We start from the raw sequence: 23,807 nt of genomic DNA on the forward strand, positions 1-23,807 counted from the left end.
CGTCGTGATGATCTAAGGAGCGGACGGGGGTGATTGATTCTGGACTTTTCGAGTCTGGAATAGTCGCTTGTTGTCGGTTTCGGCGAGGGGCATCTATAGCTGTCATCAGGCAGCTCGCCGCAGAATGAATGAGGGACGCGCGTGTCGTTTTTCCGTAAAAGTGTGTTTGCCGTAGCCTTGGTCTCCGCGACGGCGCTTTCGCCGCTGTCGGCCTCCGCGGAAACGATCCTCGGAGCTTTGGCAAAGGCCTATCAGAACAATTCCACTCTCAATTCGGCCCGCGCGGGTGTGCGCGTCACCGATGAAGGCGTGGCGATCGCCAAGTCGGGCTGGCGCCCGACGATCAATGGCTCTGCCAGTATCGACTATTCGACGACGCGGCGGGACTCCACGAGCCATCTGACGACCGGCTCGTTCGGCATCGAGATCAAGCAGTCGTTGTTCGACGGTTTCCAGACCAAGAACAATGTCGCTGCTGCCGAAGCGCGTGTACGCGCCCAGAACCAGAGCCTGCGCAACACCGAGCAGAACATCCTGTTCGATGCGGCCAGCGCCTATATGGACGTGATCCGCGACCGCCAGATCGCCGCGCTGCGGGAACGCAATCTGCAGTTCCTTGGCGAGCAGGTTCGCGCTGCGCGCTCGCGCTTCGACGTGGGTGAGGGCACCCGTACTGACGTGGCGCAGGCCGATGCCTCGCGTTCGGCGGCACTGGCGCAACTGGCCGCGGCCCGCGCTGCGGCTCTGTCCAGCGCTGCCACTTATCGCAAGCTCGTCGGCGAGGAGCCGAAGAACCTGAAGGGAGCAGCGCCGCTCGCCAAGCTTCTGCCCAAGAGCCTCGATAGTGCGGCCGCCCTGGCGGCTGAACAGCATCCGGCGATCCAGGCCACCGAGCATCTGGCCGACGCTGCGGGCTTTTCGGTGAAATCGGCCGAGGGCGCACTGCTGCCGCAGGTGTCGGCATCGGCGGGGATTTCCCAGACGCATCGCGACAATTCGCCCAACAGCATCACTTCGCCGGACGGCTGGACGACTTCGGCCAACATCGGCGCCACGCTTGTAGTGCCGATCTATCAGGGCGGCCGTGCGTCGGCGACAGTGCGCCAGTCCAAGGAGTCGCTTGGCCAGGCCCGCATCGAAATCGACGTCAATCGTGACCTGGTCCGCCAGGCGGTAACCTCCGCCTGGACGCAGTACACCGCAGCACGTGAAGCGGTGGCGGCGAACCGCGAAGTGATTTCGGCAGCCCAGCTGGCGCTCAACGGCGTCATCGAGGAGCGCAATGTCGGTCAGCGCACGACACTCGACGTGCTCAATTCGCAGCGCGACGTCATCGACGCCCAGATCAACCTGGCGACCGCCGAGCGCGATGTCGTGGTGGCGAGCTACGCAATCCTGTCGGCTGCCGGCTATCTCTCGGTCGAGCGGCTCAACCTGCAGGTCACCAAGTACAAGCCGGAAGAGCACTACAACGCCGTCAAGGACAAGTGGATCGGTCTCCGGACCCCGGACGGCCGCTGAGCTTCAGCGGCTACTGAATCAGGCGGGTGCCTGCTCCGATGGAGCTGGCGCCCGTTTTCGTTTTGCCGACCAAGTAGAAGTCGCCGGAACACTGTATTCTGTTGAAATCGCCGGGGGTGCCCGATTGGGGATTCTCTAAGGGGAATCAGTCAGCTACGCTTGGGCTCTGATTCGAAGCCCGTTTTGGCGGGCTCATTTGTATCCTGTCACAAAGGCGGCGGATGTGACGATGGCCCAGGCTAGCAGCGCTCAGCGCGAACCCTCGATGGAAGAGATACTCGCTTCCATCCGCAGGATCATCGAAGACAACGACACCGGACGCCGTCCGGCCGTCGACTTCGAGCAGATGCGGCCGGAACCTGAAGACGACCGCAGTGAACGCAACATCATCGAAGTCGAAGCATTCCGGGCCGAGTTCCAGGCACCGAAGCCCGCTGAAGCTAAGCCGCTCGAAGTGACGCCCGCAACTGCCAAGCTCGAAACCGTCCGACGTGACGAGCCTGCCTCCGCGCGTTGGCCGTCGGCGGAGCCGAAGGCGTCGTCCGTCGCGGCAATGCCTTTGCGGGCGCCCGTTGCCGAGACGCCAGCACCGGCACCTGTTGTCGAAGCGCCGGCAGCACAGCGCGCCTCGGCGGCAAGCTGGGCGCCGCAGTCGACCATTGCGGTGGAGCAGATGGAGCGCCTGGCCGGCCCAGTGCGCGAGGCCGAAAAGGTCGAGCCACAAGTTGCGGCACCCGCTGCGGAACCCGTTGTCGTCGAAGAGACGCTGGCGCCCAAGTCGGCGATCATTTCGGAGCAGGCCGGCCGCCAGGTTTCAGCGGCCTTTGGCGAGCTCAACGACGCTTATGCGGCGCGCAGCCGCAAGTCGTTCGACGACATCGCCACCGAGATGCTGCGGCCGATGCTGCAGGACTGGCTCGACAACAACCTGCCGACGCTGGTCGAACGGCTGGTACGCGAAGAGATTGAACGCGTGGCGCGCGGCGCGCAGTGATTTCGGCTCTGCCGACATGAAAGCGCCGCCTTCGGGCGGCGTTTTCGTTTCCGGCTGCGGCTGGCCGCGCTGTTGACTTGGCCGCACCCATCCGATTTACACCGGACCAACAAATCCGGACCAAAACGGAACCAATTCCGATGCTTGAGAAGACCTACGACGCCAAGACCGTCGAACCCAAAATTGCCAAGGCCTGGGAAGATGCCGATGCCTTCAAGGCGGGCGCTGGCGCTCCCGAGGGTGCCGAACCGTTCACCATCGTCATCCCGCCGCCCAACGTCACCGGTTCGCTGCATATGGGCCATGCGCTGAACAACACGTTGCAGGACATCCTCGTTCGCTTCGAACGCATGCGCGGCAAGAACGTGCTGTGGCAGCCGGGCATGGACCATGCCGGTATCGCCACTCAGATGGTCGTCGAGCGCAAGCTGATGGAAAAGCAGATCCATCGTCGCGACCTGACGCGCGAGCAGTTCGTCGACAAGGTCTGGGAGTGGAAGGACGAGTCCGGCGGCATGATCTTCAACCAGCTGAAGCGGCTGGGGGCGTCCTGCGACTGGTCGCGCGAGCGCTTCACCATGGACGAGGGCCTGTCCAAGGCCGTCGTCGAGGTGTTCGTGACGCTGCACAAGCAGGGCCTGATCTACAAGGACAAGCGCCTTGTGAACTGGGATCCGAAGCTCCTGACCGCGATCTCGGACCTCGAGGTCGAGCAGCACGAGATCAACGGCAATCTCTGGCACTTCCGCTACCCGGTCGAAGGCGAGGTCTACGATCCGGAGAACCCTGCTACCTACATCACGGTTGCGACCACGCGGCCCGAGACGATGCTCGGCGATACCGCCGTTGCCGTCCATCCCGAAGACGAGCGTTATGCAGCACTCGTCGGTAAGAACGTCATCCTGCCGATCGTCGGGCGCAAGATCCCCATCGTCGCCGATGAATATTCCGATCCGGAAAAGGGTTCGGGCGCGGTCAAGATCACGCCGGCGCACGACTTCAACGACTTCGAGGTCGGCAAGCGCCACAACCTGCCGCAGATCAACATCCTGACCATCGAAGCCAACATCAACATCGTCGACAACGACGAGTTCCTGGAAGGCGTCGAACGTACCGAAATGCGCGATGGCGTGTGGGCACAGTTGCATGGCCTCGACCGGTTCGCTGCGCGCAAGCTCGTCGTCCAGATCATGGAAGAGGGCGGTTTCCTCGACAAGATCGAGCCGCACAAGCACATGGTGCCGCATGGCGACCGCGGCGGCGTGCCGATCGAACCCTTCCTGACCGACCAGTGGTATGTCAACGCGGCCGAAATGGCCAAGCCCGCGCTGCGCTCGGTGCGCGAGGGGCGCACCAACTTCGTGCCCAAGAACTGGGAGAAGACCTACTTCGACTGGATGGAGAACATCCAGCCCTGGTGCGTGTCGCGCCAGCTGTGGTGGGGTCACCAGATCCCGGCCTGGTATGGCCCCGACGGCCAGGTCTTTGTCGAACGCAGCGAAGAAGAAGCGCTCGATGCGGCCGTGCAGCACTACCTGGCCCTTGAAGGCCCGTGGAAGGCATGGGTCGAGGAGCGCCTCGAGAATTTCGAGCCTGGCAAGATCCTGACCCGCGACGAGGATGTGCTCGACACCTGGTTCTCGTCGGCGCTGTGGCCGTTCTCGACGCTCGGCTGGCCCGACAAGACGCCGGAGCTCGACACCTATTACCAGACCGACGTGCTGGTGACCGGTTTCGACATCATCTTCTTCTGGGTTGCCCGCATGATGATGATGGGCCTGCATTTCATGGAAGAAGAGCCGTTCCACACGGTCTACGTCCATGCGCTGGTTCGCGACAAGAACGGCCAGAAGATGTCGAAGTCCAAGGGCAACGTCATCGACCCGCTCGAACTGATCGACGAGTATGGCGCCGACGCGCTGCGTTTCACGCTGGCGATCATGGCAGCGCAGGGGCGCGACGTGAAGCTCGATCCGGCGCGCATCGCTGGCTACCGCAATTTCGGCACCAAGCTGTGGAATGCCACGCGCTTTGCCGAGATGAACGGTGTTGCGCGCAATGACGCGTTCTGGCTCAACGATGCCAAGCTGACGGTCAACCGCTGGATCCTGACCGAACTGACCCGCGCGACGCGTGAGGTGACGGCGGCGATCACCACCTACCGCTTCAACGAAGCGGCGGGCGCTGCCTATCGCTTCGTCTGGAACACCTTCTGCGACTGGTACCTCGAACTGCTCAAGCCGATCTTCATGGGCGACGACGAGGCTGCCAAGACGGAAAGCCAGGCGGTCGCGGCCTTCGTGCTCGACGAGATCTACAAGCTGCTGCATCCGATGATGCCGTTCATGACCGAGGAGCTGTGGGCGCACACAGCGGGCGAGGGCAAGGAGCGCACGTCGCTTCTGTGCCATGCCGCCTGGCCGGCGCCTGATTTCGAGGACGTGGATGCGGCTGCCGAGATCAACTGGCTGGTCGACTTGGTCTCAGGCATTCGCTCGGTGCGCTCGGAGATGAACGTGCCGCCGGCAGCGATCGCGCCGCTGGTCTTCGTCGGCGCCAACGACGAGACGCTGGAGCGTCTGAAGCGTCACAATTCGGCGATTGCGCGCCTGGCCCGTGTCGGCGAGATCACCCATGAGGCGGCCGCACCCAAAGGCGCTGCGCAGATCGTTGCCGGCGAGGCCACGGCCTGCCTGCCGCTCGGCAGCTTGATCGATCTGTCCGCGGAAGCGGCGCGCCTGCAAAAGGAGCTCGCCAAGACGACCGAGGAGATCGCCCGGCTGCACAAGAAGCTGTCGAACGAGAAGTTCGTGGCTTCGGCGCCCGAGGAGATTGTTGCGGCCGAGCGCGAAAAGCTCGAGGACTACCGCCGGACGCAGGAAAAACTCGACACCGCGCTGTCGCGCGTGCGCGACGCCGGCTGACGATTCGAAGCTCAAAACCTGCCGCGCGATGACGTCGCGGCAGGTTTTGCTTGTGCTGCCAGAAATGGCATGTCGCTGCGTAAATTGTGGCCAATGTAACTATTTTGCGCCCGATTGTTGCCATAATGTAACAAGCCTCCAAAACAGCCCGATTTCGGGCTGTTTTTGCATTGGGGATCCGGATTTCCTTGGAAATTCAGGATCGATCGGCGCGGATTTGGCTGAAATTGACGTTTGCGTAAGCGGAAGGCGATGGCCCTGCCACGCTGCCGCCGCAGGGCGGCTATTGTTTGCAAAAAATCAATGTTGCGTGAGCAGGATGAATTCGTTCAATTCTCATCACGAGGCATTCGGGAGAGGACAACCATGAACATTTCGCGTCTCAAAGCGCTGCTGGGGGCAACGGCGCTGACGATCGTTGCGGCAGGCGCAGCTCAGGCCGGCGGCTTTTCGCGCGGCACGGCCGATACGGATATCCTGTTTGAGCAGGGCAATTTTAACCTGCGGACCAGCGTTGTCGTGGTCAAGCCGAACCGCGAATTCACTGTCAATCCTTATCCGGATGGGACGGGTTACAACTTTGCGGACACCTATGTCGTCCCTTCGGCTGCGGTGAAGTTCAAGTTTTTCGACCAGCTTTCCTGCGCGGGAACAGTGAGCCAGCCTTATGGCGGTGGCGTCACCTATCGTGCCCCGGGCAATGGAACGCTGGCGAAGCTCGAAGAAGATTTTACGGTCACGGAATACGGCGCCACCTGCGCCTTCAAGTATGACCTGGGCAAGGGAAGCCTATCGTTCCTCGGCGGGCTTTTTGTCGAAAACGTCGACTACACTCTGCTTGGCGGTAGCGGTACCGTTTCAGTTAAACTGAAGGACAACGATATCGGTTGGCGTGCTGGACTTGCATACGAAATTCCGGAAATCGCACTGCGCGCTCAGTTGATGTACCGCTCCGGTACCGATGTGGCAGCAGAGGGTACTACCAACGGAGTACCAGTTGCGCAGGGCTTTGCGGAGCTTCCCCAGAGCGTTGAGTTGAAGGTTCAGTCCGGCATCGCTCCAGGTTGGCTCGCATACGGTAGCGTGAAGTGGACAGACTGGTCGGTGAACGAGCGGCTCTTGCTTGTTCTAAACAAGTTCAATCCCGCTCCCACCACTCGAGTTAATACCTACAATTGGCAGGACGGCTGGACGGTCACGGGTGGTATTGGCCACGCTTTTACCGATGCGATTTCCGGCACCGTCTTTGCGACCTGGGATCGTGGCGTCGGTACCGGTTGGGATCTCCAGAGCGACACCTATACGGTCGGCGCTGGCGTTTCGATGAAGGACAAGATTGGCGGCGAACTCCGCGCGGGCGTTGGGCTTAGCTACCTAACCGCTGTAGAGGAAACTCAGTACAATGATGCTTTCGTTCCCAACAGTCCCGATCCGCGCAATGGCTTCAATCGTGCCGTCGGCAACGACTGGTCCGTCGCAGTCTCCGCTGGCTACAGCGTGAAGTGGTAACCTCCACAACCTGATCCAGAACAAGCCGGGCCTCGTGCCCGGCTTTTTTGTGCCTGGGCTGCTGGACTGCTCGTTTGCCTTTTGGAAACCATGGCGCGGCAAGTCGGCAACAGTTGTGACGAATCGGCAACACTTTTTAATCAAGCTATCGGCTAATGAACATGACGGGGACATTGCCAATTTCCCGCCATAAACCCGGCGCACCTCGAATGGGTCTTCGGACCAGCGCCCGGTTGCGGCAGGCTGGCAATGAACCAACAGCAAGGCCGCGATGTTGCGGCAGGAACAGAAATGAACGCCAAGGCGACCTTCATGGCCAAGCTGCCCAGCCGTCGAAAGACGGCCGCATCGGCCATTGGACGCCGCTTTTCCTGCCATGCTCTGAGTGTTCGCTTCGCCGGCGGAAGTATTGGCGCCATCACACACTCCCGGGCGACGTCCGCGCAGTTGGCCGCCGATCACGATTTCTTGCAGGGCCTTGGCCGTAGTTTGGTCGAAAACAACGCGCATCTTGATGTGATCGATGTCGTGGACTTGGCGCCGATGGCCGCAGAGGCTGATCTGGCGCGGTTCGACTGCGAAAGCGTGGAGAGGGCGAAAGAATGGAATCCGGGTCCGGCTGATCAGTCGGGCGCGATGTGGAATTGTGCCCGAGCCGCATGGCGAGGGCACGGTCACCCACCGAGGTGGGCGAGAGAAACGAACTGCTATGCGCATATCTGAGTTGGTAAGAGCATCAGCCTTTTCGGCGCTTGTCGCGGCCTCCCTGTTGGGCGCCGCCGGCGAAGCGCTGGCGTTCGACGACAAGGTGTTCGACGACAAGACTGGCGTGAAGCCGGAATCAAGCCCTTGGGCGGTGTTCCAGTTCGGCTTTTCCGCCTACAAGAGCGGTCACAAGGACCAGGCCGTCGAAGCCTATCGCTACGCTGCCGAAAACGGCCAGATCGGTGCCACCTGGAAGCTCGCGCGCATGTATGCCGAAGGCGACGGCGTTGCCCAGAACGACTATGAGGCGTTCAAGTTCTTCACCGAGATTGCCGAACAGGACGTCGAGCCCGGCTCGCCCGAGGAGAGCTATGTCTCCGACGCGCTGGTGGCGCTCGGCGGCTATATGAAACATGGCATTCCCGGCAGCCCGGTGTCGGCCAACCCGGTCGCCGCGCAGGAATATTACATGCGCGCGGCCGCCAATTACCGCAATGCCAACGCCCAGTACGAGATGGGCAAGATGTTCCTCAAGGGGGACGGTGGCGTGAAGGCTTCGGTCAAGCAGGCCGGCCGTTGGCTGCAGCTTGCGGCTGAAAAGGGCCATGCAGGCGCGCAGGCGACGCTTGGCAACTTGCTGTTTGAGAGCGGCAAGGTGGTACGTGGCCTCGCCATGATGACGGCAGCGCTCGAGCGCGCCCAACCTTCCGACCAGCCCTGGATCCGCGGCATGCAGGAAGAGGCGTTTGCCCTTGCCGACGAATCCGATCGCCGCACCGCGATCTCGCTCGCCGAAGACATCCTGACCAAGGGCAACCAGTAGGCGGCGCGATTGCTGCGGCTGGAATGCATGCGCCCGTCTGCGAGACCGCCATGGGCGCCGCCCGTTAATTTCCTGAAGATGATGTTGTAAGCGCGCCAGAGCCGAAGCTCTGGCAGTGCCTCATGCCGCCTGAAGGTTGAGGTCGATAGCCACCGGCACGTGGTCCGACGGCTTTTCCCAGGCGCGCACGTGTTTTTCGATTGTCGCCGAAGCAAAGCGGTTCGCGGCTTCGGGCGACAACAGCAGGTGATCGATGCGGATGCCGTTGTTCTTCTGCCAGGCGCCGGCCTGGTAATCCCAAAAGGTGTAGACGTCACGCTGGTCGGTCACCGAACGTACGGCCTCGGTGAAGCCGAGGTTCACCAGCCGGCGGAACGCCTGGCGCGTCTCTGGCTGGTACAGCGCGTCGCCCAGCCACATCTCGATGTTGCGGGCGTCGATGGCTTCAGGGATGACGTTGTAGTCGCCCGCGAGCACCAGCGCCTCTTCCAGCGCCAGACGCTCCGCCGCCCAGCGCTCAAGCCGCGCCATCCATGACAGCTTGTAGGGGAATTTTTCGGTGCCGACGGGATTACCGTTGGGCAGGTAGAGCGACACGACGCGCAACACGCCGTTGTCGGTCGAGAACACGCCTTCGATGAAGCGCGCCTGCTCGTCGGCGGCATCGCCCGGCAGGCCGCGATTGACCTCGTCGAAGCGCAGCTTGGACAGGATGGCGACGCCGTTGAAGCCCTTTTGGCCGTGGGTTTCGACATTGTAGCCGAGCGCTTCGATCTCGAAACGCGGAAAGCCTTCGTCGACCGTCTTGATTTCCTGCAGGCAGACGATGTCCGGGGCGCTTTCCCTAAGCCAATGCACCAGGTTTTCGATGCGGGCGCGGACACCATTGATGTTCCAGGTCACGATCTTCATGAATTTCACGCGATGATTTCAAATAATTCTTGATAGCCTGCACGGCGGTTCCAGACGATCCTGCACCATCCCTAGGGAGAAGGGAACCGGTCCTCTTCGGCATTCTTCGGACCGGCTGGCAAAAGGGGAACAAATGCCATGTCTAACAGTACTCATCCTGTGGACGAGGTGCTTCCAGCGCCTCGCCTAGCCGCGCTCGGCATCCAGCATGTGCTGGTCATGTATGCCGGTGCAATCGCGGTACCGCTCATCATCGGACGGGCCCTGAAGCTCGATCCGGAGCAGGTCGCCTTCCTGATCTCGGCTGATCTTTTCGTCTGCGGCCTCGTCACCATCATCCAATCCTTCGGCGCCACTCAATGGTTCGGCATCAAGTTGCCGGTCATGATGGGCGTCACCTTCGCCGCCGTCGGCCCGATGGTCGCCATGGCCAACGCCAATCAAGGCCCCGATGGCGCCCGCATGATCTTCGGCGCCATCATAGGTGCTGGCATCGTGGCTTTCCTGATCGCGCCGCTGGTCAGCCGCATGCTCAGGTTCTTTCCGCCCGTTGTCACCGGCACCATCATCGTTGTCATCGGCGCATCGCTGATGCGCATCGGCATCAACTGGATCTTTGGCAATCCTTTCGGCCCGACCGCGCCAAGGCTCGTTGCGCCCGAGCATGCCGAATGGCTGAAGGCGGTGACCGACATGGCTGCGGCCACCGGCTCCACCATCCCGCCGATCCCGGCCAAGCTGGCGCTCGCCGCGACCGCGCCGAACGCCGCTTATGCGCCGCTTGTCAATGTCGGCATTTCAGCGGTCGTGCTGGCCTCGATCCTGATCATCGCCAGGTTCGGCAAGGGCTTTTTGGCCAACATCGCCGTGTTGCTCGGCATCGTCATTGGCGGTGTGCTGACGGCGTCGCTCGGCATGATGCATTTTGACAAGGTGGCGTCCGCCGGCTGGTTCGAACTGATCACGCCGTTTCGCTTCGGCATGCCGATCTTCGACCCGATTCTCATCGTCACGATGGTGCTGGTGATGATCGTGGTGATGATCGAATCGACCGGCATGTTTTTGGCACTTGGTGACATGACGGGCAGAAAGGTGACCCAGCCGATGCTTTCGGCTGGCCTGCGCACCGACGGTCTCGGCACCATCATCGGCGGCCTGTTCAACACCTTTCCGTACACCAGCTTCTCGCAGAATGTCGGTCTTGTCGGCGTCACCGGCGTCAAGAGCCGCTTCGTCTGCGTTGCTGGCGGCGTGATCCTGCTGATCCTGGGACTGGTGCCCAAGATGGGTGCATTGGTCGAAGCGCTTCCGACCGTGGTGCTGGGCGGTGCAGGACTGGTGATGTTCGGCATGGTGGCGGCGACAGGCATCCGCATCCTGTCCAATGTCGACTTCAAGACCAACCGCAACAATTTGTTCGTGGTCGCGGTTTCCATCGGCTTCGGCATGATCCCGCTCGTCGCCCCCGACTTCAAGATGTGGATGCCGCACGACATCCATCCGCTGATCGAGTCGGGCATCCTTCTGGCGTCGGTTTCGGCGGTGGTGCTGAACGCCTTCTTCAACGGCACCAAGGCCAATGAGGCCGAGATCCGCGAAGCGGCGATGGCATCAGAGGCATAGCGCTGGCTACTTGAAACAAGGCGAGGGCCCCGCGAGGGGCCCTTTGCAATTCAGGCGTCCAGCCGATGAACGTAGAACTTGGTGTCGACAAACACGACCGGGAAGCTTGCCGGAAGGTCTGACCTGGCCACCTCTGCAAAGCCGTTCTTCTCGTAGAAGCGATGGGCGGCAAGGAACCTGTCGGTCGTCCCGAGATAGACCGCCCGAATGCCGCGTTCGCGTGCCGTGGCGAGCAAAACACCCAGCAGCTTCGCGGCGGTTCCATGCTCGTGGCCACGCCATTCGGCTGCGACGAACATCTTGCGCAAGGCGGCGAGCCCAGCGCCGATGTCGACGAGGCCGATCGTTCCGACGATCCTGCCATCGGCCTCGGCGACCCAGAATTCACCGAGATCACGCTGGTAGAACTCCGGGATTATCCGCAGGTCTGGCTGGTCGTCGACAGTGACGTCAAAGCCGAATTCGTCTCGCTGGATGGGCAGGATGACGTTCACCACGGCACCGAAGTCACGCGGTTCAAATCGACGGATCTGCATGCTGTTTCCCTTATGCTCAGAATCTTTGAACGCCTGGGGGCAGCGGCGCATCGCGACGAGATGGAATGGTTCGGAGGAAGGCGCAAGCCTATCTGCGCTCGACAAGACCGATGGTGTTGCCTGCCGGATCCTTCAGGAATGCCATCCATTCAGATTCGCCAGCGGGCCCGAACTCGCCCGCCGCATCGCGATGGACGAGCGTGGGCGCGGTGGTAAACGCCACGCCATTGTCGGATGCGATTTCGTAGAAGGAGTCGAGGTCGTCTATGTCGAGATAGACTGTCGCCTGGGGGATGCCGCCGGTGAAGAACAGCCTGACGCCGCCGACGACGATGAAGGCGATGCCGGGCGGGTCGTAGCGGGCATGTACGGGCAGACCGAGGACATCGAGCCAGAAGGCGAGCGTCGCGTCGATGTCGCGACCGGCCGCAAGCGCCACCTGACGGAGCGCTTGCGGCCTGCGCATGGCTAGATGGAGAAACTGGTGCCGCAGCCGCAGCCGGCGACCGCGTTGGGGTTCTTGATCTGGAACGACTGGCCCATCAGGTCGTCGACGAAATCGACGACTGAGCCGCCCATGTAGACGAGCGACAGGTCATCGACCAGCAACGTCGCGCCGTCGCGCTCGATGGCCACGTCATCGTCATTGCGGCCGTCGACGAGGTCGAACTTGTAGGAAAAGCCGGAGCAGCCGCCGCCTTCGACCGAAATTCGCAGCGCGATCTTGCCCGGATCGCCGGCGACGATCTTAGCTATCCGCTTCGCGGCGGCTTCGGTCATGTCGACCTTCATGGCAGTCTTGGCATCAGCGCCCATCGGCGTCACCTTGCTTTCGGTTTCTTATGATAGGTATGAAGCCACCTGGGGCAAGTCAACAGGTGGGGAGTATGGCAGGCGAACGGCAACTTGGCGATATCGGCTTCGGCTACCGGCCGCGCGCCGCCTATGCCTGCGACCCCGCACGGTCGCGCGGGCGCCTGTTTGACGAGGTCGAGAGCCCGACGCGCACGCCGTTCCAGCGCGACCGCGACCGCATCATCCATTCGACAGCCTTTCGCCGCCTCAAGCACAAGACGCAAGTGTTTGTGGCGCATGAGGGCGATCATTTCCGCACCCGGCTGACACACACCATCGAAGTCGCCCAGATTGCCCGCGCTTTGGCGCGCGCCTTGCGCTGCGACGAAGATCTCGCCGAGGCAATCGCTCTGGTCCATGATTTCGGCCACACGCCTTTCGGCCATACCGGCGAAGACGCGCTCAACGAAAAGATGGCGGCCTGGGGCGGCTTCGACCACAACGCCCAGTCGCTGCGCGTGGTGACACGGCTCGAAAGCCGCTACGCCGAGTTCGACGGCCTCAACCTGACCTGGGAAACGCTGGAGGGGCTGGTCAAGCATAATGGCCCGCTGACCGATGCCGCCGGCAAGGGCCTGAAAGGCCCGGTGCCGCAGGCGATCCGCGATTATTCCGAACTGCATGACCTCGAACTCGACCGCTTCGCCAGCCTGGAAGCGCAATGCGCGGCGATTGCCGACGATATCGCCTACAACACCCATGACATCGACGATGGGTTACGCGCCGGCCTCTTGACGCTCGACATGCTCGACGGTGTCGGCCTGCCGGCGCAGATTTTGCGCGGCGTGCGCGAGCGCTACCCCGCGCTCGACGCGATGCGCACCGGCCACGAGCTGATGCGGCGGCAGATCACCATCTTCGTCGAGGACGTGATTTCCACCGCCACCGCACGGATCGCCCTTCTGGCGCCGCAGAGTGCCGACGAGGTGAGGGCGGCGGGCGAGGCGATGGTGACCTTCTCGGAGCAGATGGCTGCGTCGGAGAAGGAGCTCAAGGCCTTTTTGTACCGCAACATGTACCGCCATTCCGAAGTGATGCGGGTGCGGGCCGATGCCGACAAGATCGTGCGCGATCTTTTTGACGTCTATTTCGCGGATCCGCGTGCCATGCCGGAAGGCTGGCGTGAGGGGCTCGATCGGGCAGAGGACCGCATCAAGGCGCGCGCCGTCGCCGACTTTCTGGCCGGCATGACCGACACTTATGCGATCAAGGAACACCGGCGCTTGTTTGACCATACGCCCGATTTGAGTTAGGCCGAGCGAAATTTCCGGCATATTTTGCCGGTTGCCATGCAATGCCAGCCAGAGCCGAGCACATGAACATTTTCGCCGATTTCAGCGAGCGGATTACCAAAGCCGTCGAAGCGCTTGAATTGACTCCAAAAGATGGCGGTGCACTCGACCTGACACGCATTGCCGTCGAGCCGCCGCGCGACGCCACCCATGGCGATCTCGCGACCAACGCGGCGATGGTGCTGGCGAAGCCGACCGGGCAGAACCCGCGCGCGCTGGCTGAACGGCTGGTCGCCGAGCTCGCCAAGGACGCCGACGTGGTCAAGGCCGAGGTTGCAGGCCCAGGCTTCGTCAACCTCAAGCTCAAGGATGCGTTCTGGCAGAAGCATTTGGCCGACCTTCTGTCGCGCGGCACCGAATATGGCCGCTCCGGCTACGGCAACAAGAAGCGCGTCAATGTCGAATATGTCTCGGCCAATCCGACCGGGCCGATGCATGTCGGCCATTGCCGCGGTGCGGTTGTCGGCGATGCGCTGGCCAACATCTTGGGCTTTGCCGGCTACGACGTGACCAAGGAATATTACATCAACGACGCCGGCGTGCAGATCGACGTGCTCGGCCGCTCGGTGATGCTGCGTTATCGCGAGGCACTTGGCGATGAGATCGGCGAGATCCCGGCGGGGCTTTATCCCGGCGACTATCTCGTGCCGGTCGGCCAGTCGCTGGCCAAGGAATTCGGCCGCGACCTGCTGCAAAAGCCCGAGGATGAGGCGCTTTCCATCATCAAGGACCGCACCATCGACGCGATGATGGTGATGATCCGCGAGGACCTGGCGCTGCTCAATGTGCGCCACGAGGTGTTCTTCTCCGAACGCACGCTGCATGAAGACAACGCCAAGGCGATCCGCTCGGCGATCAGCGACCTGACGCTGAAGGGCCACATCTACAAGGGCAAGCTGCCGCCGCCCAAGGGCGAAAAGCCCGACGATTGGGAAGACCGCGAACAGACCTTGTTCCGCTCGACCGAGGTCGGCGATGATATGGATCGCCCGCTGGTCAAGTCGGACGGCGCCTTCACCTATTTCGCAGCCGACGTCGCCTATCTCAAGGACAAGGTCGACCGCGGCTTCGAGGAACTGGTGTTCGTGCTCGGCGCCGATCATGGCGGCTACGTCAAGCGCATGGAAGCGCTGGCGCGTGCCGTGACCGACGGTGCGGTCAAGCTTGATGTGCTGCTGTGCCAACTGGTCAAGCTGTTCCGCGATGGCGAGCCGGTGCGCATGTCGAAGCGGGCAGGGGAATTTATCACCTTGCGTGAGGTCGTCGAGGAAGTCGGTCGCGATGCGATTCGCTTCATGATGCTCTATCGCAAGAGCGATGCGCCGCTGGATTTCGATTTTGCCAAGGTGACCGAGCAGTCCAAGGACAATCCGGTGTTCTACGTGCAATACGCATCTGCGCGCTGCCACTCGGTGTTCAGGCAGGCGAAGGAGCAGCTCGGCCAAGCAGAATTCGCACGCCCCGGCCTGATCGGTGCTGTCGAAAGGCTTACCGACGAAGGCGAGATCGCTATCGTCAAGAAGCTCGCCGAGTATCCGCGCCTGATCGAGTCGGCTGCGCAGTCGATGGAGCCGCACAGGCTGGCGTTCTACCTCTACGACCTCGCAAGCACCTTCCACGGACATTGGAATCGCGGCACCGACAACCATGACTTACGGTTTGTTAAGGTTAACGATCCAGAATTGACCTATGCCAGACTCGGGCTGGTGCAGGCTGTTTCGGACGTTTTGACGTCAGGCCTGGCGTTGATCGGAGCGGATGCTCCGACCGAAATGCGCTAGGTTTTCCGGAGCTGAATGTCACCTTTTGCCCACATTGCGCTGGTAAGGGCCAACCTTACGCGACGTTCATTGCGTCCGAAAAAAGTGCGAGAGTTCGGGAAAAAGAATGGCAGACAGAACCCAGCTGAAGATCGCAGACAAGAATGATTTCGCCGACGAAGATCCCTTCGCCGAATTGACGAGGATCATGGGCTTCGATCCGCGCCAGCCAGTGGTGCGCCAGGATGTTGGCGCCCCCGCTGACCGCGTCGAGCCGACTGTTGACGACGACTTTGGCATTGATCTGGAAAAGGAACTGCTTGGCGAATTGGCTGGCGACGATCTCCTCGCCGAGCCGGAGCAAACTGCACCAGCAGTTTACGTCGAGGCCGATGAGCCCGTCGCTTACGCGCCCGTAGAAGCACCCGTTGCCTATACGCCGGCTGACGATCGCGACCATGAGCCGGAATTTGCTTCCGCTGCGTCGTTCGACGATGCGGTTGCTGCAAGCTTCGAGGATTTTTCGCTCGAGGACGAACTGCTTCGCTCCGAGGAGCCGGCTTATGCCGCAGCGCCTGCCTACGAACCGGCGCCTGAAGTCAATTTTGCCCCGGAGCCTGCCTTCGCGTCCGAGCCAGCTTTTGCGCCCGAACCCGATTTCGACGATGCGGTCGCTGCGTCCTTCGAGCAGGACTTCGCGATGGAAGACGAGCTGCTGGCGGCCGAGGAGCCTGCCGAGCAGATCGCAACACCGGTTGCTTATGCCGCTTCGAGCGAGGTCGATCTCGATGCCGAATTCGACATTGCCCTTGCCGATGTCGACATGAATTTCGCGGCTGTCGAAGAAGAAACCTATGAAGCCGAGGCCGACGATCAACTGACGCTCAGCGACTACCAGCCGGCCCAGCCCGAGGTCGCGTTCTCGCAGGCCGATCTTGTCGAGGAGCCGCAAGCGGCTGCCGCACCTGTCGCGCAGGCCGAAGAATATGACGAGTTCGAGCGCCGCCTGCAGGACGCGCTGCGCGACGAAGAGCCGGCCTATGAAGCTGCCGTTGCCTATCAGGAACCGGCTTTTGAGCCGGTGATCGAAGCGCCGGTCCATGAACCCGAGGTCGCTCAGGTTGCCGCCGTCGAGGACACCAGCCTCGAAGACGAACTGAATGCGCTGCTCGGCAACATGAGCAGCCAGGCCAAGGCTTTGTCCGAGCCAGTGCCGCTGCGCGTCGTCGAGCCGATCGCTGTCGAACCCGAGCCGACATTCGCAAGCTCGCTGTGGGCGCCCGAGCAGCCTGCCGAGGAACCGGTGCAGTCCTATGAAGACACCGACTATGCGTCGTCCTACGACGCGCCGGTCGAGGAGTTCGTAACCGCCGAGGAAGCGGCTCCCATCCTGGCTGATGCCGGCTATTCCGAGCCGAGCTACGATCATCAGGCCGACATTGATGTCAGCTTCGACGACGACGCCTTCGACATGGCGCTTGAGCGCAGTGCCGTGGCTGAAGTCGCAGCACCCGCAGTTGCCGTTGTCGCAGCCGCTGCTGTAGCAGCCCCGATGCGGCCGCTTGCTGCCTCGCGCTACGAGCAGGCCCGTAGCTGGGGTCTGGGCACGCCGGTTGCGCCGCGCGTCGCAGCACCTGTCGTAGCCGCCCAGTCGAGCTACCAGCCGGAAGCGATCGAGAAGCCTGATGCCTATGTGCCGGTGGCGCCGACCTATATGCCGCAAGCCGAGCCCGAGGCCTATGTGCCCGAAGCTTATGCACAGCAGGCTGAACCCGAGGCATATGCGCAGGCAGATCCTGCCGTAGACGATCTGGAAGCCGAGCTTTTCGCTGCCGTGTCGTCCTTCGACGATGCGCCCGATATCGAGACCGTCGACGTGCCGGAAAAGGCAGTCGCGCTTGCCGACGACCTCGACATTCCTGAACTGTCGTTCGAGGACGATGCGCCGCCGGCGCCGGCCTATGACGATCTCGACGGCGAATTCTCGAACCTGATGAACGAGATGAATGCGCCTGAGGCAAGCAAGCAACTCGGGTCGACCAACTATGAGTCGAACCCCTACGCCACCGGCTTTGACCGCAAGACTTTGCGCGATGGCGATGTTTCGCAGCCGATCGAACTGGCAGGTGCTGCCGCAGCGGGTGCTGCCGCCATGTATGCCGGCCGCCAGCAGGCCGACGACCGTCTGGGTGGCTTCGACCTCGGCGGCATGCAGCACAGCCAGGCAAATGCGCCGCGCCAGCAGGGCCAGGCCGACGAGTTCGACTACGATCCCGATTTCGACGAGGCGATGGAAGCGCTGCCCGGATCGGCGGCACCCCGTCCGGCGCGTCGCGGCATGATGATTGCCGCAATCGTCGGTGCGGTTGCCGTTGTCGGTGGCATCGGTGCCTTCGCGCTGTCGTTTGGTGGCGGCGAGGGGGCAGGTGCACCTGTCATCGTCAAGGCCGACGAGAGCCCGATCAAGGTCAAGCCGGAGAATCCGGGCGGCGCTACCGTGCCGAACCAGGACAGCAAGGTTTATGACCGTGTTGCAGGCGGCTCGACCAACGGTGCCCCGGCACAGGACAAGCTTGTCACCAACGCGGAAGAGCCGGTCGACCTCGCGGCGCAGGATGCCGAGGCGAACATGCCTGAAAACATGCCGCTCAATGGAGACGACGTTGCGGCCGAACCGGCGACCGCGAAGTCGGAAGAGCGCGTCGCCCAGGCACCGCAGGCAGATCAGCCGGATGCGACCACCGAGACCGCTGCTGTCGCCCCTCGCAAGGTCCGCACCATGGTGGTGAGGCCAGATGGCACGCTGGTGCCGCGCGAAGAGCCGGCGCCGGCCGCAGTTGCCGCGACCGAGCCGACCGATCCGGCACCGCAGCGTGTTGCCGAGCCGGCAAGCGAAGCCACCGGCACCGTGCCCGCCCAGCCCGCGCTGGCGCCGGTCGCCAAGCCGGTGCAATCGGCCAATACCCCGTCCACCGCGCCGATCGCGCCGCAGCGCCCGTCCGAGCAGCCGGTTGATGTCGTTGGCGAGGTCAAGCCTGACCAGGTCGCCGCCGTTGCGCCGTCGGCACCGACGACTGCCGCCGCTTCCGGTGCCTGGGCAATGCAGATTGCCTCGCAGCCGAGCGAAGCCGCTGCGAAGTCGACCTATGCCGATCTCGCCCGCCGCTATGGCAGCGTGCTCAACGGCCGCGAAGTCAGCATCGTCAAGGCCGACATCGCCGGCAAGGGCACGTTCTGGCGCGTTCGCGTGCCGGCTGGCACGCGCAACGACGCGGTCAGCCTGTGCGAAAGCTACAAGGCCGCTGGCGGCAACTGCTTCGTTTCGAAGTAGGCAAGCCTTACTCAAATCGGAAAGCGGCGCAGCCAGGCTGCGCCGTTTTCGTTTTCAGGCCCCGGCAATGCGCAAGATTCTATCGCCGGTCAAAAGGCGCTAAGCTGGCAGCATGACCGAATCACCGCCTGACACGTTGGGGACGCGGCTTTCTGGGGATTACCGGGCAAAGACCGCGGCAATCCTTGCGGCGGATGCCGAACTTGTCCTTCACTGCAAAATCGCTGGCCACTGCAAAATCGCCGGCAACTTGCATGCGCGCGCTGAAACCGTGCCGCAGGCGGAATTCGGACATTATTTCGAGGCAGTTGCATAGCCTCTCAAGGAGAAGGCACGGATTTTGGCGGAAGCATTGGAAAGCAAGGCGCAAAAGCCAGCACCGATGGACCGTCTGTGGGCGGAGAACGCCGACGACCGCATGACGGACGATCCGTCGCTGGTCGTCGACGTCGCCGGCTTCGAAGGCCCGCTCGATCTTCTGTTGCACCTGGCACGCAGCCAGCGCGTCGACCTGTCCCGCATCTCCATCCTGGCACTTGTCGAGCAGTACCTGACCTTTGTCTCTCAGGCGCGGGCGCTGAGGCTGGAGCTTGCCGCCGACTATCTGGTCATGGCGGCATGGCTCGCCTTCCTCAAGTCGAAATTGCTGATCCCCAAGCTGCCGGGCGACGAGGGTGAGAGCGGCGAAGAACTGGCTGCCGTGCTGCAATTCCGGCTGAAGCGGCTCGAGGCGATGCGCGATGCCGCCTCGCGGCTGGTCAATCGCAACCGGCTTGGTCGCGATGTCTTCCAGCGCGGTGCGCCCGAACTGGTGATCATCGACAAGCGCAACGAGTATTCGGCCTCGCTGTTCGATCTGCTGAGCGCCTATGCCGGCCAGCGCCAGCGCCAGGCGATCACCAATGTGCAGATCGCCAAGCGCGGTGTCTGGTCGCTCAAGCAGGCGCGGGACATCCTGACCCGAATGGTGGGAGAGCTGAAGGACTGGACCGCGCTCGATCATTTCCTGCTGCGCTACATGACTGGCCCGGAAGAGCGTGCAACGGCGATCGCAAGTTCCTTTGCCGCAAGCCTTGAGATGGTCCGCGACGGCAGCGTCGAAATCCGTCAGCACGAACCGTTCGCGCCGATCTATCTGCGCGAACGCCGGGCCCCGGGCCCGCAGACCGAAGGTGTGTCATGACCGAAGGATCGAATGTCGTCCCGTTCTCCCTCGACGACGAGGACGGCGAGACCGTGGAACACAACCCTGCGGCCCGGCTGCACCTGGCCGAAGCCGTGCGCATGGCCGAAGCCATCGTCTTCGCCAGTGCCGAGCCGGTGAGCGAGCGGCAGCTCGTCGCCCGGCTGCCGGAAGGCATCGACGTGCCCGCCGCCATGGCCGAGTTGCAGCGCATCTACGAACGGCGCGGCGTCAATCTGATCAAGGTTGCCGATTCCTGGGCCTTCCGCACCGCTGGCGACCTGGCCTTCCTGATGAGCCGTGACACCATCCAGCAAAAGAAGCTGTCGCGCGCCGCCCTCGAAGTGCTGTCGGTGATCGCCTACCACCAGCCGGTGACCCGCGCCGAGATCGAAGACATCCGTGGCGTCGAGACCTCGAAGGGCACCCTCGACACACTGATGGAAACCGAATGGGTGCGCATGCGCGGCCGCCGCAAGACGCCCGGCCGGCCGGTCACCTACGGCACCACTGACAAGTTCCTCGATCATTTCGGCCTCGAGGAGATACGCGACCTGCCCGGCATGGAAGAGCTCAAGGGGGCAGGACTGCTGTCGTCGCGCATGCCAGCCGGCTTCTCGGTGCCGCTGCCGCCGTCCGATCCAGACCTGCTCACCGACGACGAGGACCCGCTCACCGACATCGATCTGGAAGAGCTTGGCCTGTTGACACCCCGCGTTACAGATGATTGACCCGCGCCGGTGTGGAACCGGCAGCAGAAGGTCCATCCTGTGACGACAAATCAGGCCCAGACGGCATCCCGGGTTACTGCGGGTGTGACCTTTGCCGCACGGCTGGCCTTTGAGAACATCCGCCATTCCTTCGGCAACGGGTCGGAGACGCTGCGCGACGTCAGCCTTGCCGCCGAGCCGGGTGAGGTCCTGTGTCTGCTTGGGCCGTCCGGATCGGGCAAGACGACGTTGCTCAGGATTGCCGCCGGCATCGAGGCGCAGACCACGGGGCGCGTGTTGCTGAACGGCAAGGAGATCGCGGGGCCGTCAGTGTTCCTGCCGCCGGAACAGCGTTCGATAGGCCTGGTGTTCCAGGATTTCGCGCTGTTTCCGCATCTGACGATCCTTGACAACGTACGCTTTGGGCTGACCGCGCTGTCTCGCGAGGAGGGCAAGCGCGAGGCGCTGATCGCGCTCGCGCGCGTCGGCCTCGAGCATTACGCCGACAATTATCCGCATGCCCTGTCCGGCGGCGAGCAGCAGCGGGTGGCGCTTGCCCGGGCGCTGGCGCCACGGCCGGCGGTGCTGTTGATGGATGAGCCGTTTTCGGGCCTTGATTCGCGCCTCAAGGATTCGGTGCGGGCCGAAACGCTGGCGATCCTGCGCGAAAGCCGCGCGACCGCCATCGTCGTCACCCACGATGCCGAAGAAGCCATGCGAATGGGCGACCGCATCGCGCTATTGAAGGATGGCAAGCTGGTGCAGACCGGCAGGGCGGACGACCTCTACCTCAGGCCCGCAAACCTGTTCGTCGCGGGCTTCTTCTCCGAACTCAATGTCTTTGCGGCCAAGGTTGTCGATGGTTATGCCGCGACCCCGGTGGGCGAGGTCGAAACCGACATATCTGAGGGCGCAGAGGTGCAGGTGGCGGTGCGACTGACCGGTATCGATGTCAGTGAAGACACCGGCGAAACCCAGGCACGCATCATTTCGCGGCGCTATCTCGGCGTTGTGGAATTGCTCGAGCTTGCCGTGCCGGGCACCGACCTGCCGGTGAGGGCGCGCATACGCTGCGGCGCTTTGTCCGCAAAAGCACGTGATATATGGCTGTCGCTTCGGAAAGCGGATGTTCTAGTGTTTGAATCCGGAAGCGAAAGAGCCTAGATCAATCGCAGGGAAACTGTTCAAGAGAGAGTTCAATGGGTTCGTTTTCAATCTGGCACTGGCTGATCGTCCTGGTCGTCGTGCTGCTGCTGTTTGGTCGTGGCAAGATCCCGGAATTGATGGGCGACATGGCCAAGGGCATCAAGAGCTTCAAGAAGGGTATGTCGGACGACGAAGCCGATGACTCCAAGACGGTCGAGCATCGCAATGATGAAACAGTGAACTCGACCAAGGAAAAGGCCGGCAAGAGCTGAGGCCCTTACTCCTGATGCAGCGCTGCGCGTCCGACCGGACGCGCAAGGCACGCTGTACGCTTCTTGAATTTGTGCGGGGTCCCTTGCAGAAACCGGCGACGGTTTTCGAGAGGCCTGCACTAGCCGGATCGCATCGACATGTTTGAAATCGGCTGGACCGAAATGCTGGTGATCGCGGTCGTCATGATCGTGGTTGTCGGCCCGAAGGATTTGCCCAAGATGCTCCGCACCATGGGGCGGATGATGGCCAAGGCACGTTCCATGGCCGGCGATTTTCAGCGCCAGTTCAACGATGCACTGAAAGAGGCCGAGCTCGACGACGTCAAGAAATCGGTCGACGAGCTCCGCGGCCTCAATCCGGCGAACGAGATCAGGAAGCAGCTGAACCCGTTTGAAAAGGCAGCCGCCGACGTGCGCGCCGGTCTCGATACAGCGATGAAGCCAAAGCCCGCTGCACCGCCGGCCGAATCCGTTTCGGAAGTCATACATCCGGCCGAGCCGTTGAAGAATGGCGCAACCGCCATGCCTGGTGTTTCAGGACCCGAGACCATGCCGGCAGCACCGGTGTTCCCGGCAACTGAGGTCAAGGCCACGCCGGTGCCTGCCGCTGCCAAAGTGGTGGACAAGCCAAAGGCGACCGCAAAGCCCAAGGCAACGCCAGAACCCACCGCCAAGGCAAGCGCAGCACCGGCCAAGTCCAAGGCGGCAGCCGCACCGACCATGCCCGGCCCAGCGAAGGCTGCGCCGGCAAAGGCTGCCGCGCCCAAGAAGACCGTTGCCAAGTCGACGACCAAAGCAGGAAAAGCCTCGTGAGCGCCGAAGACGACGAAATCGAAAAGTCCTCGGCCCCACTGATGGAGCACCTCATCGAGCTGCGCACGCGGCTGATGTGGTCGATCGGCGGCTTCTTCGTCGCCTTCCTGGTCTGCTTCTTCTTTGCCAAGCAACTGTTCAACCTGCTGGTCATCCCGTTCAAATGGGCGACAGACTGGGCCGGCCTTGACCCGCACAAGGTCGAGCTGATCTACACCGCGCCGCAGGAATTCTTCTTCACCCAGATCAAGCTCGCCATGTTCGGCGGCCTGGTCATCGCGTTCCCGGTGATTGCAGCACAGATCTACAAGTTTGTGGCGCCCGGCCTCTACAAGAACGAACGCGCCGCCTTCCTGCCGTTCCTGATCGCCTCGCCGGTGCTGTTCCTGCTCGGTGCGTCGCTGGTCTATTTCTTCTTCACCCCGATGGTGATGTGGTTCTTCCTTGCCATGCAGCAGGCCGGCACCGACGACCAGGTGCAGATTTCGCTGCTGCCCAAGGTGTCGGAATATCTCAGCCTGATCATGACGCTGATCTTCTCCTTCGGCCTGGTGTTTCAGCTGCCGGTGGTGACGACGCTGATGGCGCGCGTCGGGATGGTCTCCTCGCAAGGTTTGGCCGACAAGCGCAAATGGGCGATCGTGATTGCGTTCGTGGTGGCAGCCGTGCTGACGCCGCCCGATCCGGTCAGCCAGATCGGCCTTGCCCTTCCCACGATCCTTCTTTACGAGATTTCCATCTGGACCGCCCGGATGATCGAAAAGAAGCGCGAGCAGGAGCGTGTGGCACGCGAGAAGCAGGATGCGGACGAAAGCGCCGCTGAAGAGCAATCGCAAGCAGCATCGAGCTCGCTCGAAGGCACAGGCAGCGGCACCAACGCCAGCTGACAGCCCGATCC

At 62.5% G+C, this 23,807-nt stretch carries 21 protein-coding genes; 17 read left to right on the forward strand and 4 right to left on the reverse strand.

The window, feature by feature from the left end:
* Nucleotides 1-141 precede the first annotated feature (141 nt).
* The 6 genes from IHE39_RS05605 (at nt 142) to IHE39_RS05630 (ending at nt 8,476) form a co-directional block, all read left to right on the forward strand.
* On the forward strand, nt 142-1,521 hold the full coding sequence (locus IHE39_RS05605; protein ID WP_192565772.1) for a TolC family outer membrane protein: 1,380 nt from the start codon (nt 142-144) through the stop codon (nt 1,519-1,521).
* 229 nt (nt 1,522-1,750) lie between these two features.
* A complete protein-coding gene (locus tag IHE39_RS05610; protein WP_192565773.1) occupies nt 1,751-2,515 on the forward strand; it encodes a DUF2497 domain-containing protein in 765 nt (254 codons plus the stop codon).
* A 140-nt stretch (nt 2,516-2,655) separates the two neighbouring features.
* Nucleotides 2,656-5,439, forward strand: coding sequence for a valine--tRNA ligase (locus IHE39_RS05615; protein WP_192565774.1), 2,784 nt, complete (start codon nt 2,656-2,658; stop codon nt 5,437-5,439).
* Nucleotides 5,440-5,805: 366 nt separating this feature from the next.
* Entirely contained in the window at nt 5,806-6,948 is a 1,143-nt protein-coding gene (locus tag IHE39_RS05620; RefSeq protein WP_192565775.1) for an outer membrane protein transport protein, read from the forward strand.
* 249 nt (nt 6,949-7,197) lie between these two features.
* Nucleotides 7,198-7,671, forward strand: a complete 474-nt coding sequence (locus tag IHE39_RS05625; protein ID WP_192565776.1) for a hypothetical protein — start codon at nt 7,198-7,200, stop codon at nt 7,669-7,671.
* Nucleotides 7,658-8,476, forward strand: coding sequence for a tetratricopeptide repeat protein (locus tag IHE39_RS05630; protein WP_192565777.1), 819 nt, complete (start codon nt 7,658-7,660; stop codon nt 8,474-8,476). The genes IHE39_RS05625 and IHE39_RS05630 overlap by 14 nt, the downstream gene beginning before the upstream one ends.
* Before the next feature lie 120 nt (nt 8,477-8,596).
* Here the strand turns inward: IHE39_RS05630 and xth are convergent, their stop codons facing one another.
* The gene (gene xth / locus IHE39_RS05635) at nt 8,597-9,388 is read right to left on the reverse strand and encodes an exodeoxyribonuclease III (protein ID WP_184769075.1); all 792 of its coding nucleotides are present in this window, start codon (nt 9,386-9,388) and stop codon (nt 8,597-8,599) included.
* A 138-nt stretch (nt 9,389-9,526) separates the two neighbouring features.
* On the opposite strand from xth, the gene IHE39_RS05640 reads away from it, so the two are divergent.
* Nucleotides 9,527-11,011 carry a nucleobase:cation symporter-2 family protein gene (locus tag IHE39_RS05640; protein ID WP_192565778.1) on the forward strand — a complete coding sequence of 495 codons (1,485 nt, stop codon included), beginning with the start codon at nt 9,527-9,529 and terminating at the stop codon, nt 11,009-11,011.
* A 50-nt stretch (nt 11,012-11,061) separates the two neighbouring features.
* Here the strand turns inward: IHE39_RS05640 and IHE39_RS05645 are convergent, their stop codons facing one another.
* From IHE39_RS05645 to erpA, 3 genes are all read right to left on the reverse strand, one after another.
* Nucleotides 11,062-11,547 carry a GNAT family N-acetyltransferase gene (locus tag IHE39_RS05645; protein ID WP_192565779.1) on the reverse strand — a complete coding sequence of 162 codons (486 nt, stop codon included), beginning with the start codon at nt 11,545-11,547 and terminating at the stop codon, nt 11,062-11,064.
* A gap of 88 nt (nt 11,548-11,635) precedes the next feature.
* Nucleotides 11,636-12,013 carry a VOC family protein gene (locus IHE39_RS05650; RefSeq protein WP_184769078.1) on the reverse strand — a complete coding sequence of 126 codons (378 nt, stop codon included), beginning with the start codon at nt 12,011-12,013 and terminating at the stop codon, nt 11,636-11,638.
* 2 nt (nt 12,014-12,015) lie between these two features.
* On the reverse strand, nt 12,016-12,363 hold the full coding sequence (gene erpA, locus IHE39_RS05655; RefSeq protein ID WP_184769079.1) for an iron-sulfur cluster insertion protein ErpA: 348 nt from the start codon (nt 12,361-12,363) through the stop codon (nt 12,016-12,018).
* A gap of 71 nt (nt 12,364-12,434) precedes the next feature.
* On the opposite strand from erpA, the gene IHE39_RS05660 reads away from it, so the two are divergent.
* The 10 genes from IHE39_RS05660 (at nt 12,435) to tatC (ending at nt 23,796) form a co-directional block, all read left to right on the forward strand.
* Entirely contained in the window at nt 12,435-13,655 is a 1,221-nt protein-coding gene (locus IHE39_RS05660; RefSeq protein ID WP_184769080.1) for a deoxyguanosinetriphosphate triphosphohydrolase, read from the forward strand.
* 62 nt (nt 13,656-13,717) lie between these two features.
* Nucleotides 13,718-15,475 carry an arginine--tRNA ligase gene (gene argS / locus IHE39_RS05665; RefSeq protein WP_192565780.1) on the forward strand — a complete coding sequence of 586 codons (1,758 nt, stop codon included), beginning with the start codon at nt 13,718-13,720 and terminating at the stop codon, nt 15,473-15,475.
* A 106-nt stretch (nt 15,476-15,581) separates the two neighbouring features.
* Nucleotides 15,582-18,785, forward strand: coding sequence for an SPOR domain-containing protein (locus tag IHE39_RS05670; protein WP_192565781.1), 3,204 nt, complete (start codon nt 15,582-15,584; stop codon nt 18,783-18,785).
* 112 nt (nt 18,786-18,897) lie between these two features.
* Nucleotides 18,898-19,101 (forward strand): hypothetical protein, encoded by a 204-nt coding sequence (locus IHE39_RS05675; RefSeq protein ID WP_192565782.1) that lies wholly within the window; start codon nt 18,898-18,900, stop codon nt 19,099-19,101.
* Between the two features lie 66 nt (nt 19,102-19,167).
* Nucleotides 19,168-19,968 carry a segregation and condensation protein A gene (locus IHE39_RS05680; RefSeq protein ID WP_184769208.1) on the forward strand — a complete coding sequence of 267 codons (801 nt, stop codon included), beginning with the start codon at nt 19,168-19,170 and terminating at the stop codon, nt 19,966-19,968.
* On the forward strand, nt 19,965-20,699 hold the full coding sequence (gene scpB, locus IHE39_RS05685) for an SMC-Scp complex subunit ScpB (protein WP_184769084.1): 735 nt from the start codon (nt 19,965-19,967) through the stop codon (nt 20,697-20,699). Before IHE39_RS05680 ends, scpB begins: the two co-directional genes overlap by 4 nt.
* A 39-nt stretch (nt 20,700-20,738) precedes the next feature.
* Nucleotides 20,739-21,842, forward strand: coding sequence for an ABC transporter ATP-binding protein (locus tag IHE39_RS05690; RefSeq protein ID WP_184769085.1), 1,104 nt, complete (start codon nt 20,739-20,741; stop codon nt 21,840-21,842).
* 35 nt (nt 21,843-21,877) lie between these two features.
* A complete protein-coding gene (locus IHE39_RS05695) occupies nt 21,878-22,096 on the forward strand; it encodes a twin-arginine translocase TatA/TatE family subunit (RefSeq protein WP_184769086.1) in 219 nt (72 codons plus the stop codon).
* Nucleotides 22,097-22,234: 138 nt separating this feature from the next.
* Nucleotides 22,235-22,909, forward strand: a complete 675-nt coding sequence (gene tatB, locus IHE39_RS05700) for a Sec-independent protein translocase protein TatB (RefSeq protein WP_192565783.1) — start codon at nt 22,235-22,237, stop codon at nt 22,907-22,909.
* Between the two features lie 41 nt (nt 22,910-22,950).
* Complete coding sequence (gene tatC, locus IHE39_RS05705; protein ID WP_192566062.1) at nt 22,951-23,796, forward strand: twin-arginine translocase subunit TatC; 846 nt, start codon at nt 22,951-22,953, stop codon at nt 23,794-23,796.
* Nucleotides 23,797-23,807 lie beyond the last annotated feature (11 nt).

The organism is Aminobacter carboxidus, from assembly GCF_014863355.1.
GTDB lineage: Bacteria > Pseudomonadota > Alphaproteobacteria > Rhizobiales > Rhizobiaceae > Aminobacter > Aminobacter carboxidus.

What these genes read in the sequence shown, in the direction of transcription:
- IHE39_RS05650 (WP_184769078.1), bottom strand. Translation starts at nt 12,013, where the DNA reads ATGCGCAGGCCGCAAGCGCTCCGTCAGGTGGCGCTTGCGGCCGGTCGC.
- xth (WP_184769075.1), bottom strand. Translation starts at nt 9,388, where the DNA reads ATGAAGATCGTGACCTGGAACATCAATGGTGTCCGCGCCCGCATCGAA.
- IHE39_RS05630 (WP_192565777.1), top strand. Translation starts at nt 7,658, where the DNA reads ATGCGCATATCTGAGTTGGTAAGAGCATCAGCCTTTTCGGCGCTTGTC.
- IHE39_RS05645 (WP_192565779.1), bottom strand. Translation starts at nt 11,547, where the DNA reads ATGCAGATCCGTCGATTTGAACCGCGTGACTTCGGTGCCGTGGTGAAC.
- IHE39_RS05625 (WP_192565776.1), top strand. Translation starts at nt 7,198, where the DNA reads ATGAACCAACAGCAAGGCCGCGATGTTGCGGCAGGAACAGAAATGAAC.
- IHE39_RS05675 (WP_192565782.1), top strand. Translation starts at nt 18,898, where the DNA reads ATGACCGAATCACCGCCTGACACGTTGGGGACGCGGCTTTCTGGGGAT.
- scpB (WP_184769084.1), top strand. Translation starts at nt 19,965, where the DNA reads ATGACCGAAGGATCGAATGTCGTCCCGTTCTCCCTCGACGACGAGGAC.
- tatB (WP_192565783.1), top strand. Translation starts at nt 22,235, where the DNA reads ATGTTTGAAATCGGCTGGACCGAAATGCTGGTGATCGCGGTCGTCATG.
- IHE39_RS05660 (WP_184769080.1), top strand. Translation starts at nt 12,435, where the DNA reads ATGGCAGGCGAACGGCAACTTGGCGATATCGGCTTCGGCTACCGGCCG.
- IHE39_RS05610 (WP_192565773.1), top strand. Translation starts at nt 1,751, where the DNA reads ATGGCCCAGGCTAGCAGCGCTCAGCGCGAACCCTCGATGGAAGAGATA.
- argS (WP_192565780.1), top strand. Translation starts at nt 13,718, where the DNA reads ATGAACATTTTCGCCGATTTCAGCGAGCGGATTACCAAAGCCGTCGAA.
- IHE39_RS05680 (WP_184769208.1), top strand. Translation starts at nt 19,168, where the DNA reads ATGGACCGTCTGTGGGCGGAGAACGCCGACGACCGCATGACGGACGAT.
- IHE39_RS05640 (WP_192565778.1), top strand. Translation starts at nt 9,527, where the DNA reads ATGTCTAACAGTACTCATCCTGTGGACGAGGTGCTTCCAGCGCCTCGC.
- IHE39_RS05620 (WP_192565775.1), top strand. Translation starts at nt 5,806, where the DNA reads ATGAACATTTCGCGTCTCAAAGCGCTGCTGGGGGCAACGGCGCTGACG.
- erpA (WP_184769079.1), bottom strand. Translation starts at nt 12,363, where the DNA reads ATGGGCGCTGATGCCAAGACTGCCATGAAGGTCGACATGACCGAAGCC.
- IHE39_RS05695 (WP_184769086.1), top strand. Translation starts at nt 21,878, where the DNA reads ATGGGTTCGTTTTCAATCTGGCACTGGCTGATCGTCCTGGTCGTCGTG.
- IHE39_RS05615 (WP_192565774.1), top strand. Translation starts at nt 2,656, where the DNA reads ATGCTTGAGAAGACCTACGACGCCAAGACCGTCGAACCCAAAATTGCC.
- tatC (WP_192566062.1), top strand. Translation starts at nt 22,951, where the DNA reads ATGGAGCACCTCATCGAGCTGCGCACGCGGCTGATGTGGTCGATCGGC.
- IHE39_RS05670 (WP_192565781.1), top strand. Translation starts at nt 15,582, where the DNA reads ATGGCAGACAGAACCCAGCTGAAGATCGCAGACAAGAATGATTTCGCC.